The 13,027-nt window shown below is 68.5% G+C and carries 10 protein-coding genes; all 10 read right to left on the bottom strand.

The genetic code is table 11. The features are described from left to right. Positions 1-24: 24 nt before the first annotated feature. A complete protein-coding gene (locus tag LC039_RS00390) occupies positions 25-3,138 on the bottom strand; it encodes a multidrug efflux RND transporter permease subunit (protein ID WP_226621082.1) in 3,114 nt (1,037 codons plus the stop codon). A 4-nt stretch (positions 3,139-3,142) separates the two neighbouring features. Next, positions 3,143-4,381, bottom strand: a complete 1,239-nt coding sequence (locus LC039_RS00385) for an efflux RND transporter periplasmic adaptor subunit (RefSeq protein ID WP_226621081.1) — start codon at positions 4,379-4,381, stop codon at positions 3,143-3,145. 231 nt (positions 4,382-4,612) lie between these two features. Then, positions 4,613-5,848: an OpgC family protein gene (locus LC039_RS00380; protein ID WP_226621080.1), complete on the bottom strand. Its 1,236-nt coding sequence runs from the start codon at positions 5,846-5,848 to the stop codon at positions 4,613-4,615. Continuing rightward, positions 5,835-7,625: a glucans biosynthesis glucosyltransferase MdoH gene (gene mdoH / locus LC039_RS00375; protein ID WP_226621079.1), complete on the bottom strand. Its 1,791-nt coding sequence runs from the start codon at positions 7,623-7,625 to the stop codon at positions 5,835-5,837. The genes LC039_RS00380 and mdoH overlap by 14 nt, the downstream gene beginning before the upstream one ends. 10 nt (positions 7,626-7,635) lie before the next feature. Beyond that, a complete protein-coding gene (locus tag LC039_RS00370) occupies positions 7,636-7,803 on the bottom strand; it encodes a hypothetical protein (RefSeq protein WP_226621078.1) in 168 nt (55 codons plus the stop codon). A gap of 11 nt (positions 7,804-7,814) precedes the next feature. Continuing rightward, positions 7,815-9,458, bottom strand: a complete 1,644-nt coding sequence (locus LC039_RS00365) for a glucan biosynthesis protein (protein WP_413463804.1) — start codon at positions 9,456-9,458, stop codon at positions 7,815-7,817. A 195-nt stretch (positions 9,459-9,653) separates the two neighbouring features. Beyond that, a complete protein-coding gene (locus tag LC039_RS00360; protein WP_226621076.1) occupies positions 9,654-10,313 on the bottom strand; it encodes an aspartate/glutamate racemase family protein in 660 nt (219 codons plus the stop codon). Next, the gene (locus LC039_RS00355; RefSeq protein WP_226621075.1) at positions 10,306-10,767 is read right to left on the bottom strand and encodes a RidA family protein; all 462 of its coding nucleotides are present in this window, start codon (positions 10,765-10,767) and stop codon (positions 10,306-10,308) included. The genes LC039_RS00360 and LC039_RS00355 overlap by 8 nt, the downstream gene beginning before the upstream one ends. Positions 10,768-10,812: 45 nt before the next feature. Then, positions 10,813-11,997 (bottom strand): amidase, encoded by a 1,185-nt coding sequence (locus LC039_RS00350; protein WP_226621074.1) that lies wholly within the window; start codon positions 11,995-11,997, stop codon positions 10,813-10,815. Positions 11,998-12,007: 10 nt separating this feature from the next. Further along, positions 12,008-12,985 carry an ABC transporter ATP-binding protein gene (locus LC039_RS00345; protein WP_226621073.1) on the bottom strand — a complete coding sequence of 326 codons (978 nt, stop codon included), beginning with the start codon at positions 12,983-12,985 and terminating at the stop codon, positions 12,008-12,010. Positions 12,986-13,027: the final 42 nt, after the last annotated feature.

Below are 13,027 nucleotides of genomic sequence, written 5' to 3'. Positions count from 1 at the left end.
CTTCGGGTCGCAAGACCCCGCCTGTCAGGCCGTGGCCCGGTCGCCCTTCACCCGGCGCACCAGCCGCATGACCAGCACGTAGAAGCCCGGCACGAGGAAGATGCCGATCACCGTCGAGGCGATCATCCCGCCGATCACCCCGGTGCCGATGGCATTCTGCGCCCCGGCGCCTGCCCCGCTGGCCGTGGCCAGCGGCACCACACCGAGGATGAAGGTCAGCGCGGTCATCAGGATCGGCCGCAGGCGTAGCTGCGCCGCCTCCTTGGCCGCCTGCGCGATGGTCCGTCCCTGCCGCCGCAAGTCCTCGGCGAACTCGACGATCAGGATCGCGTTGCGCGCCGCGAGGCCGATGGTCGTCAGGATACCGACCTTGAAGTAGACGTCGTTCGACTGGCCGAACCAATAGGCCGCCAGCAGCGCCCCGAACAGGCCCACCGGCACCGACAGCATTACCGAGAAGGGGATCGCCCAGCTCTCGTAGAGCGCCGCCAGTGCGAGGAAGACCACGAGGCCCGAGATCGCGTAGAGCAGCGGCGCCTGCGCGCCCGATTGCTGCTCCTGGTAGGACAGGCCCGTCCAGGCCAGCCCGTAGCCGCCGTCCATGCCGTCGACCAGCTCCTGCATGACGTCCATCGCCACGCCCGAGCTGACATCGGCGCCCGGCGAGCCTGAGACCTCGATCGCTTGCGTCGCCGAGTAGCGTTGCAGCCGCGGCGCGACGGGCTCCCATTCGGTCTTCATGAAGGCCGAGAAAGGCACCATCTCGCCGTCGGAGTTCTTGGCGTACCAATCCATGATGTTCTCGGGCTGCATGCGGTGCGCCGCATCCGCCTGCACGATGACCGGCCGCAGCTCGGAGCCGAGGATGAAGTCGTTCACCTCGCTGCCCGAGAAGATCACCGAGAGCATCGAGTTGATCTCCGACAGGGTGAGGCCGAAACTCTCGGCCTTTTCGCGGTCGATGGAGATGCGCAGCGCGCTCTCGTCCTCGGTGCCCGACACACGCACGTTGGCGATCTCGGGGCGGCTGGCAGCCTCCGCCTCGAGCGCGTCGGCGGCATCCTGCAGTGCCTCGATGCCGTTGCCCGCCTGGTCGACGAGGTAGAACGAGAAGCCGCCGGTGTTGCCGAGACCGCGGATGGCAGGCGGCTGCATCACCATGATCTGCCCGGCGCGGCTGGAGGCGAATGCGGCGGTGGCCCGCGCCGCCACGGCGCTCGCGGACAACTCGGGATTGTCCTGGCGCGCCTCGAAGTCGCGCAGCTTGACGAAGACCATGGCCTGGTTCTGGCCAGAGCCGCTGAAGCCGAAGCCGAGGGAGGCAAAGGTGCTCTCCACCGCGTCGCCCTCCTGGTTCAGCAGGTAGTCCTCGACCTGCTCCAGCGTCGCCAGCGTCTGCTGGGTGGTCGCGCCCTCGGTGAGGTTGATCATGGTCATCAGCACGCCCTGATCCTCGGTCGGAATGAACGAGGAGGTCAGCCGCTCGTTGACCATCCACGCCCCGCCGAGCGCCGCCGCCAGCACCAGCAGCACCAGCGCGGGCATCTTCAGCGACCAGTCCACCGCGCGGCCGTAGCCCGCGGTGACCTTGGCGAGCCCGGTGTTGAACCAGCGCGCCGGGGGGAATTTCGCCGGGCCGTGCGCAGGCTTCAGCAGCCGCGCCGACATCGGCGGCGACAGGATGATCGCCATGACCAGCGAGAGCGCCATGGCCGCGACCATGGTGATCGAGAACTGACGGTAGATCACCCCCGTGGAGCCGCCGAAGAAGGCCATGGGCAGGAACACCGCCGCCAGCACCACGTTGATGCCGACCAATGCCGAGGTGATCTGGCTCATCGAACGCTTGGTGGCCTCGAAGGCCGAGAGCTTCTCCTCCTCCATCAGGCGCTCGACGTTCTCGACCACCACGATGGCGTCATCGACGAGCAGACCGATGGCCAGCACCATGGCGAACATGGTCAGCGTGTTGATCGTGTAGCCCGCCGCCATGAGCACGCCGAAGGTGCCGAGCAGAACCACCGGCACGGCGATCAGCGGCACCAGCGTGGCGCGCCAGCTCTGCAGGAAGATCAGCAGCACCGCGAGCACCAGCACGATCGCCTCGAAGAGCGTGTGGTAGACCTGCTCGATCGACAGCTCGACGAAGGGCGAGGTGTCATAGGCGGTGCGGAACTCCACCCCGTCAGGCAGCGCGGCGCTCAGCGTGTCGAGCTGCGCCCGCACCCGCGCCGCCGTATCCACGGCATTGGCCCCGGTCTCGAGGTTCACCCCGAAGCCCGAGGAATTGAGCCCGTTGAACCGCGAGTCGCCGCCGTAGTCCTCCTGCCCGATCTCGACCCGCGCCACGTCGCCGAGGCGCACCACGCCGCCCTCTTCGGACGACCGCAGCAGGATGGAATCGAACTCGTCCACGGTGGTGAGCTGGCTTTGCGCGGTGATCGTGGCGGTGAACTGCTGGCCCTGCGTCGTGGGCTGCTCGCCCAGCGAGCCGACCGAGACCGTGGAGTTCTGCGCCGAGACCGCGCTCACCACGTCCGAGGCGGTGAGCTGGTAGCGCGCCAGAGACAGCGGATCGAGCCAGATGCGCATGGCATAGCCCGAGCCGAAGCTCTGTACGCCGCCGACGCCCTCAGTCCGCTCGATCGGACCCTCGACGGTGGTGGACATGATGTCCCCGAGCTCGACCGTGCTATAGGTGCCGGTGGTGTCGACCAGCGCGCCGACCATGAGGATCGACGAGGACGACCGCGAGACGCTCACCCCCTGGCTCTGCACGGAGGTGGGCAGGCGGCTCTCGACCTGGCTGACCTTCGACTGCACGTCGTTCTGCGCGTCCACCGGATCGACGCTCTCGTCGAAGGTGATCTCGATCGACGAGGAGCCCTTGGAGGAGCTGGAGGTCATGTACAGCATGCCCTCCAGCCCGGTCATCGCATCCTCGATCTCGCGGGTCACCGAGTTCTGCACCGCCTCGGCGGTGGCGCCGGTGTAGGTGGCCGAGACGCGCACCGTGGTGGGGGCGATGTCGGGATACTGGCTGACCGGCAGGGTGACCACGGCCATCGCCCCGGCCAGCATGGTGAGGATCGCCAGCACCCAGGCGAAGACCGGGCGCGCAATGAAGAAATTTCCCATGTCGTCAGCCCTCGTTCCCCGTCTCCGCACCGGAAGACGGCGCCCCGCCGAAACTGTCGGGCGTGCCGTCGGCGCGGGTGACCACGCCGGTTTCGGAAATCACCACGTCGACCGGGCTGACCTCGGCGCCGCTCTGCAGGTTGCGCAGCCCGTCGACGATGAGCTGCTCGCCTGCCTCGACACCTTCGGTCACGATCCAGGCGTTGTTGTAGGTGCCCTGCGAGGTCAGCGAGCGCTTCTCGGCCTTGCCGTCCGTGTAAACGAAAGCGGTCAGCGCGCCGTCCGAGGCACGCGACGTGGCCCCCTGCGGCACGAGGATCGAGGTGGTGGTGCCGAAGGTCAGCTTCACGCGCAGGAACTGCCCCGGCAGGATGCCGCGGCGCGGGTTGTCGAAGCGCAGCCGCACCACCGAGGTGCCGGTGGTGGTGGAGACGCTCACCGGGGGCGAGACGAAAGTGCCCTGCCCCTCGAACTTCGTGCCGGTCTCGAGTTCCAGCTCCGCCTCGATCCGCTCGCCGCGGTTCAGCGACCCTTGGTCCAGCCGCTCGCGGGTCTGCTGCACCCGGGTGATGGATTCCTGCACGTCCACGTAGATCGGGTCGATCCGCGTCACCGTCGTCAGCGCGTCGTCCTGGTTGGCGGTGACCAGATCCCCGACCGAAACCTCCGGCAGCACGGCGATGCCGTCGATCGGGCTGATGATCTCGGTGCGCTCGAGGTCGAGCTTGGCGAGCTCCAGCGCCGCCTGCGCCGCGCTCAGCGTCGCCTTGGCCTGCATGACGTCGACCTCGGCCGTGTCCACGTCAGCGGCGGTCACGCCGGTGCCGACCAGCTTCTCGTAGCGCGAGAGCGTGGTCTCGGCGCTGCGCAATGCGGCCTCGGCGCCGGCGACCTCGGCCGCACTCGCGTCGACATCGGCCTGGTAGGTGTCACCGTCGATGCGGAAGAGCACGTCACCCTTCTTCACGTCGCTGCCGGGCTCGTAGAGAATCTCCGAGATCACCCCCGAGACGCGCGGCCGGATCGCCACTTCCTCAAAGGCAGTGGAGCGGCCCGGCAGGGTCACCGAATAGGGTACGTCGCTGGCCTCCAGCGTTATCACCCCGACCTCGCGGGCAGCGCTCGCGGCTTGGGCAGTGTCCGGAGAGGCATCCTGGGCATGCATCAGCTCGGCTTGGGGAAAGGTCAGCGCGAGGGCTGCGGCGAGGACGCGGACGGTCCGGGGGGTGCGGCTAGACGCCATCTTATTCTCCTTCGGTCGGACGCGCCGGCGATCGCCGCCTGCGCGAACCCTTGATACGCGGCTATGGTGACTTTCCGTCGCGACAATTCAAAGACCTTGGCTGACCTTTTTGTGATCCCCCAGTCGAAGGTCCCTGCCAGTCGGCGCCCCTGCCCCGATCCCCGGCTGAGTTCCATGCAAAGAAAAAGGGCGCGCCGCAGCCCGCCCCTCGCGATTGATATCTGCCGACCCTCAGCTCACCCGGCGCTGCCCGGCCTTGGCGACGACCCCGCCCGGCGCCTGCGCCTCGCGCCGCACCGGCTTGCGCGCCTGCGCCATCCAGGCGACGACCAGCATGATCACGATGCCCAGCGGCGGCAGCCCCCAGCCCATCCAGACCGACAGCGGGTTGCCCGCCATGATCACCTGGAAGGCCAGCGCCACGACGGTGCCGGTGCAGAAGACCAGCAGGCCCTGCTGGCCGAGCAGCCGCAGCGGCGCCGCCACCTTGCCTGCGCAAAACCGCGTCACCGCAGGCAGGCACGAGAGCACATAGGCCAGCGCCAGGATGTTGATCAGCCGCGGCAGCGCCACGAAGGTCTTGTCATGGGTGGTCAGGTGGAACGGAATGCCCGCCTGGTAGAGCCGCGCCATCTGGTGATTGATCACCGCGCCGAAGTCGGGGATGAACTTCCACGCCAGCACAAGCACGCAAAAGCCCAGGCAGGTCCAGAACAGCGGCCGCGAGACCGGCACGAAACGCTCGCCCCGGCGCATGGCAAGCCCGGTGAGCATGCCGATGGCGAACAGCAGCACCCAGCTGATCGGGTTGAAGAACCAGCCGCCCGGGTTGGGGAAGTTCGGCAGGTTGAGCCGCCAGAGCCCCGCCGCCATCCAGATCGCCAGCGCGGTCCAGAGCAGCGCCTTCGGCTTCCACAGCCCCAGCAGCAGCAGCCCCGGCGCAAAGAACAGCAGCACCGAATAGGCAGGCAGGATGTTCACGTACCCCAGCTGATGGGTGAGCGCGGCGATGCCGAACAGCGCCTCCTCGGGGTTGGAGAAGACCTGCCGCAGGTTGATCGTCTCGCGCAGCTCGGGGAGGTTGTAGATCCCCGCCCCTGCCGAGAAGATGGCGATCGCCCAGACCGTCATGATGATATGCGCCAAGTATAGCGTCCAGCTGCGCTTCCACATCGGCAGCACGCCGTTCATCAGACCGTTTTCGGCCCGCGCCTCGGGCGTCAGCCGCCCGGAGTAGGCCAGCGCCGCGGCAAGGCCGGACATGATGAAGAAGGCTTCGGCCGCATCCGAATGCGTGAAGTTGCGGATCGTCAGGTACTCGTAGGGGTTTCCCGGCACGTGGTCGATGAAGATCATCACCAGCGCCAGACCGCGGAAGGCGTCGATGCGCGCATCGCGCGGACGGCGCGGCGGCGCTGCCGCCTTCGCCGCCGGGAAGGAGACGAGCTTGTCTTCAGGCTGCGGCATGCTGTGCGCCCCTATCATGGCCCGGTTGCGGCAGCGGAGCCTGCGGATCGCCGCTCCAGCGGGCGTGGATCTCGCGGTAGCTGCGCACGACCGGAGCGGGCGCCAGCTCATCGGGGGTGATGAAAAGCTTGTGGGTCAGCGGGCGCGAGCTCCAGGAGATCAGCACCGGTGCAAACAGCATCGGCAGGCAGACCGGCAGCAGCCAGGGCACCAGATCGGGCGACAGCCAGGCGGTGACCGCCAGCGCCACGGCGCCGGTCGCGGTGATCCAAAGGCCCGCGCGGACGCCCTGCACGAGCGTCAGCTGGCCCTCGCCGCGCTGGCTGGACGGCCAGCCGCCGTCGCGGCCCGAAAGCACCTGCAGCACGGCCTTGGTCTGGTACATCAGCATGAGCGGCGCGATCAGCGAGGTCAGCAACACCTCGGTGATCACCGACCAGAAGGCCCGCATGACCCCGCCGAAGCCGCCGACCCGCCGGGTCAGTGCGCTTTCGATGAGGATGGCGAACTTGGGCATGATGAGCAGGCCGAATATGCCGATCATCAGCGCGATCATCTCCTTGGTGCGGTCGCTCGGGAAGACCGGGAACAGCAGGTGCGGCTCGGGGAAATAGTCCGGCGGCGGCGCTGTCACGGCGGCGATCACCGAGGCCACGAGAAAGCCGAACCACAGCAGCGACACCAGGTAGGAGAAGATGCCCAGCACGAAGACGAAGCGGCTCCAGGGTGCGAGGCCCGGCGCCAGCAGCAGCCGGATGTGCTGCAGGTTGCCCTGGCACCAGCGGCGGTCGCGTTTGGCAAACGAAAGCAGGTTTTCGGGGCCTTCCTCGAAGGAGCCGTCAATGCTGGCATCGACCTCGACCTTCCAGCCGGCACGGGCCAGAAGCGCCGCTTCGACATAGTCATGGCTGAGGATATGCCCGCCGAAGGGCGGCTTGCCCTGCAGCTCCGGCAGGCCGCAGCTCTCGGCAAACGCCTGAACGCGCACGATCGCATTGTGGCCCCAGAACGGGCCGGTCGCGCCCTGCATGCGGGCCAGGCCGCGGGTGAAGACCGGACCGTGGAAGGCGGCGGCGAACTGCATGGCGCGACCGAAGAAGCTGCGCCCGCCGACGATGCGCGGTAAGGTCTGCAGCAGGCCGATCTGCGTGTCCGCCTGCATGCGCGCAATCATCTCGCGGATCGCCGACCCTTCCATCAGGCTGTCGGCGTCGAGGATCACGGCAAGCTCGTAGGCACCGCCCGAGCGGCGGAAGAAATCCTCGATATTGCCTGCCTTGCGGCCGCGGTTGTCCTCGCGACGACGGTAGTAGATGCGCCCCTGCCCACCCGTTTCTTCGATCAGGCGCACGAAGGTGCGGCGCTCGGCCTCGGCATTTGCCTCGTCGCGCGTGTCCGACAGGATCGCCACATCCGCCGTCACCCCCGCAGCGATGATCGAGCGGTCCATCGCGGCGATGCGCGCGAAGGTGGCCACCGGATCCTCGTTGCAGATGGGCACCAGCACCACGGTGCGCGGCTGCGGCAGCTGCAGGTCAGCCTTGGCCGCCTTGCGCAGCGGTGCCAGACCCGACAGGGCCAGGGCCGCGCCCCAGGCGAGCCAGGCCGTGGTGACGAGGATCAATCCCGCGCGCACGAAGTCCCAGAGCTCGACGCCGTCCTGCAGCGCCACTTCGAGCAGCAGGCCCGTCGCCATGCCGGCGGCGACCAGCGCGAAAGCGGCAGAGAATAGTCGAGCGGCAACCGTCTTGCGGCTGGGCGAAGGCAGAACAGGCATTTTCAGGTCCTCAGGCCCGCTGGCCCGGCATCAGTATACGCGCAATCATCTCGCCGAGCGACACGCGCTCCGCGCGCGGCGCCTCGACCTCCTGGCGCGGCATCTCCATCGGTGCTTCGGGCGGGGCCCAATGCGGCATCTCGATTGCCCGCGCTTCGGCCACGTCTTGCTGTTTCATCGGTTCTGCATTCATTCCTTCACCCATTGATAAGTCCAGGTTTCGGTAAGCATACGACCATACCCTTTGAGCCCGGCCTTGAGTTCGGCGACCGCGCCATTCGGCGCAGAGACCTCCAGAACAAGACGCCATGTCTCGGTCCCCGAGATCCGGCTCACAACCGCTTCGGCAATCTCGCCGTTTGCGGCACTCACTTGTGGTTCAACTTCGGCGCCCGCGGGAAGTTCCCCCAAAGTGCCGCCTTCGAAGTCGATGACGAATTTCCGCCGATCGGTGTCCTGCTCGACCCCCGATACGCCGCCCCTGCCAACCCGCGTGCGCACCACGCGGGCCCGGTCGACGGCCCCGTCACCCAGCGGGGACATGCCCCAGTGCAGGCGATAGGAGAATTCCAGCGCGTCCCCGGCCTTTGTTTCGGCCTTCGGAATCCAGAACGCGACGATATTGTCGTTGGCCTCGAGATTGGAGGGGATCTCGACCAACCGCACCGAGCCTTCGCCCCAGTCGCCAATCGGCTCCACCAGCAGCGTCGGACGCTTCTCGTAGTGGGCCTGGGCGTCGAGATAGTGCTCGAACTCGCGGGTGCGTTGCACGAGGCCAAAGCGCACCGGGCTGAGCGCGCCGAAATAGGAGCTGGCGAGCCGCGGCGGGTTGTTGAGCGGGCGGAAGAAGGTCTCGCCGCCCTGCGTGGTCAGCACCAGCGCCTCGCTGTCGTGCACCGCCGTGCGGAAATCGTCGAAATCGCCCATGTCGGGGCCGCCGTAGAGGAACATCGAGGTCAGCGGCGCGATGCCGAGCTGCTGGATGTCGTTGCGCAGGAAGAGCCGCGCGGTGACGTCGATCTGCGTGTCCTCGCCGGGACGGATCACGAAGCGGTAGGCGCCGGTGATCGAGGCACTGCCGAGCGCCGCGTAGACGGTGATGTGCTCGGCACCCGGGCCGGGACGTTCGAGCCAGAAGTCATTGAAGCGCGGGAATTCCTCGGCGCCCGAAAGGCCGGTGTTCACCGCCAGCCCGCGGGCGCTGAGCCCGTAGGTGTTGCCGCGGCCGAGCGCGCGGAAGTAGCTCGCGCCGAGAAAGGCCACCAGCTCGTCGAAGGTGTCGGCACGGTTCAGCGGGTTGTGCAGCCGGAAGCCGGCCACACCGGGCATCTCGGCGTCGGCGGGGATCTCCTGCTCGACGTCGGAGTAGTCGAAGTCGGAGGTCGAGAATTGCATCGGGCGCGCTTCGCCGTTCACCACCTCGTGCAGGCGCACGGGCTGCTTGAACAGCCAGCCGAGATGGAAGGCGTGCAGCCGGAAGGTGTCGTCGGGCAGGTCCTTCCAGCGAGCGTGCTCGGCATCGAAACGGATGCGCTGGTAGCCGTCGTAGTCGAGTTCCGCGAGGAACCCCTCGACCTGCTCCGGATCCTGCGGCTCGGACTTCGCGGCTTCGGCCATCTGCGCCGAGAGAATATCGAAGGAAAACGGTGTGGTCTCTGCCGGGGCGCTGTCCTCGGCGGCCGCGTCGACGGGCTCTTCTGCCGCCTCCTGCGCAGCAAGAGGCGTCGCGCTCAAGAGCGCGGGGACGGCGGCGGAGCCGGCAAGCTGGGCCAGAAACTGGCGTCGGTTTTGACGCGCCACGAACGCGCGTCCGGACACAACAGGACTAGGGATCGGAAACTTCCGCAAATGTCTGCTCCAAGGGGTGGTACTGGCCGGAAATGTGATATCGAGTACGGGAAAGACAACACCCCGTACTCTATGGGGTTCCCTCCAAAAGCGGGCTTTTGCTGCGCGGCGGCGAAACTCTGCCGAATCTCCGCACATGCTGCGCTTTCGAAGGCAATCCACTGGCGGATTGCCGCAGTTTCAGACGCTTGGCAAGCGGAGTTTCGCTCGCATTTCAACCGCCGCCAGTAAAATAGGCGAAATAAGAATGCACGGCGCGTGATCGGCGAGTCGATCCGCGGCCTCACCTAGGGGGCCGCCTCCGATGATCACCGCCTCCGCCCCATCGCGATGCGCGAGCTTCACCGCGCAAAGCAATGCGGCATCTAGCTTTTCCGGGTCATTCGAAAGACGCAGGGGATCGCCCTCGGCGAGATAGGTCCCGAGGTAGCGCCCGCCGGGCGCCGCATTGTCCATCAAATCGTCGATGCTTGTTTCCAAGGCGGGCGTGTGGGTCACCACGGCGAAGGCGCGCCCGCCCCGTGCCGCCGCGCGCGCCGCCGCGGCACCGATGCCGATGACCGGGCAGGCGAGCCGCGCCGCCAGCGCCGCCTGCCCCGGATCGCCGAAGGCCGAGACGATGACCCCGGCGATGCCCGGCGGGATCGCGGCACTCGCCACATGCGCCCCCGCCTCGGCGAGCGCCTCCGGGGTGGTGAGCAGCGGCGGGCCGGCCGGGGCGGTCCAGCCCTCGACCCGCGGCAGCACGCGCCCCGCGATGGCGCACATGGTGCGGGTCGTCGCCGCGTTGCTGTTGGGGTTGATCAGCAGCACGCGGGGCATCGCGCCGGTCTCAGCCAAGCTCGACCGTCGCCTCGATCTCGACCAGCGCATTGGCGGGCAGCGAGGCGACGTTCACCGCGGTCCGCGCATGGCGCCCGGCGTCGCCCCAGAGGTCGATGAAGAGCTGCGAGGCGCCGTTCACGATCAGCGGCCCGTCGCCGTAGCCCGGCGGCGCGGCGACAAAGCCGCCGAGCCGGACCACGCCGGTCACCCGGTCGAGCGAACCGGCGACGGCCTTGATCGAGTAGAGCAGGTTGAGCGCGCACATGCGCGCGGCCTCCTGCCCGGTCTTCACGTCGAAGCCGTCAGGCACCGGGCCGAAATACTTGGGCACTCCCTCCCACTCGCAGATCTGCCCCGACAGGAACAGCAGGTTGCCGCTGATCTTGCCGGGCAGGAACAGCGCCCGCGACGGGGCCGAGGGCGGCAGGGTCAGCCCCAGCTCGGCCAGCCTGGTTTCGATCTTGTCCATGTATCCTCCGTTGGAGCCCGCAGCGGACTCCGGGTTCAGGCGGGGTCAGGCCGCGACCTCGGCGCCCGCCGCGAGACGGCAGGCCAGCGCCAGCAACGAGAGATCAGAGCCGCGCGGCCCGATCAGCGACAGGCCGTAGGGGGCCCCGTCCACGCTGCCGGCCGGAAAGACCACCTGCGGCAGCCCCGCCAGCCCCGCGACGCAGAGCAGCCGCGAGGCGTCGTGGCGGAAGCGGTCGAAGACCTCCAGCGGCGGGTCGAGCCTGAAGGGCGCGTCATGCACCGCGGGGGCGAGGATCACGCCGGAGGGACCGAGCAGCGCCTCGACATGGGCGGCAAAGGCACGGCGCGCGGCCTGCCCGCCGGCGATCTCGGCCTCGGTCAGCGCCTCGGCGGCCTCGGCCCGCTGGTCGATGCCCCGTGCCAGCGGCATGCCGCTGCTGTGGATGAAGGGCAGCGCCCAGTCCCGCGCATCGGCTCCGACGGTGCGCAGGAAGGCCGTGTAGGCGGCGTCCACCCCCTCGGGGTAGACCCGCACTTCGCGCGACGGCAGCGCGCCGAAGCCCGCCTGCCAGACCGACAGCGCTTCCTCCCCGAGCTGCGCCAGCATGTCGACGGGCCGCAGGAGCTCGGGGGTGTCAGGCAACGGAAGCGTCTCGCCGTCCAGCAGCACCGCCATGGCGCGCAGCAGGGTCTCACCGTCGCGGGCGAAGAGCCCGCATGTGTCGTAGCTCGCCGCCAGCGGCTGCACGAGATCGAGCGGGATGCGCCCATGCGTCGGGCGGATTCCCCAGATGCCGCAGTAGCTGGCCGGAGCGCGAACCGAGCCGCCGGTGTCCGATCCGATGGCGATGTCCGCCAGCCCCCCGGCCACCGCCACGGCGGAGCCAGAGGAGGAGCCGCCGGGCATGCGATCCGGCGCGGCGGGGTTCACCGGCGTGCCGAAATGCGGGTTCATCCCGTACATCGACCAGGCCAGCTCGTCGGTATGGGTCTTGCCGACAAAGCGCGCCCCCGCCTCCAGCAGCTTCCGCGCGGCGGGCGCGGTCTGCCTGCGCACCGGGCTCGCCGCCAGCCGCAGCGGGCAGCCCGAGCCGGTGCGGTAGCCCGCGACGTCGAAAATGTCCTTCACCGCGAGCGTGAGGTCGGCCAGGGGGCCATCCTCCGCGCTCTCAACCGGCACCGGCTCATAGGGCATGAAGCAACGGTAGGGGTCGTGCTTGATCAGCATGCGGCGCCCGTCACTCCGCCGCGACGGCGGGCGCGGCCTTCACGCAGGCGACGCGGCGGCGCGGGGCGGGGCTGAAGACCGGCGGCAGCGCGGCGCGGCACTCGGCGGTCACATGCGGGCAGCGCGGCGCGAAGGAGCAGCTGTCGGGCTTGGTCTCCAGCGAGGGCGGCGCTCCGGGAATGGCGTTGAGCCGCGCGCCGCGTTCGACGTCGTGCAGGTTCGCCGCCAGCAGACCCTGCGTATAGGGATGCTGTGCCGACTTGATGATCTCCGATGTCGTGCCCTCCTCGACGATCTGACCCGCGTACATCACCGCCACGCGCTCGGAGATCTCCACCGCCACGCCAATGTCGTGGGTGACGAAGATCACCCCCATGCCGAACTCCTTCTGCAGCTCGCGCAGCAGCAGCAGGATCTGGATCTGCACCGTGGCGTCGAGCGCCGTGGTCGGCTCGTCGGCGAGCAGCAGCCGCGGCCGGCAGGCCAGCGCAAGGGCGATCATCACCCGCTGCCGCATGCCGCCAGACAGCTCGTGCGGGTAGTTGTGCAGCCGCCGGTTGGCAGATGGGATGCGCACCCGGTCGAGCATGTCGAGCGCGGTGGACATGGCGTCGGCCTTGCTGACTCCCTTGTGGCGCATCACCGACTCGGCGATCTGATGGCCGACGGTATAGACCGGGTCCAGCGCCAGCGCCGGTTCCTGGAACACCATCGAAACCTCGCCGCCGCGGAATTTCTGCAGCTTCTTGCCCGAGAGGCTCAGCACGTCGGTGCCGTTGACCTCAATCTTGCCCTCGATCTCGGTGCGCTTCGGCGGCAGCAGGCCCAGCAGCGCCTTCAACGTCACCGACTTGCCCGAGCCGGACTCGCCGAGCAGCGCCAGCGTCTCGCCCTGCTCCATGCTCAGCGAGACGTCGTTGATCGCGTGCACCGTGCGCTTGCCCTTGAAGCGCAGCGTGAGGTTCTGGATATCGAGCAGCTTGGTCACTTGCCCTCCTCCGATACCGGTGCGCTCGTGGGGGCGGTCTTG

Source organism: Alloyangia pacifica, assembly GCF_020524285.1.
Taxonomy (GTDB): domain Bacteria; phylum Pseudomonadota; class Alphaproteobacteria; order Rhodobacterales; family Rhodobacteraceae; genus Salipiger; species Salipiger pacificus_B.
The sequence above is the reverse complement of the archived record's forward strand: the minus strand, read 5'-3'. Positions and strand labels throughout refer to the sequence as shown.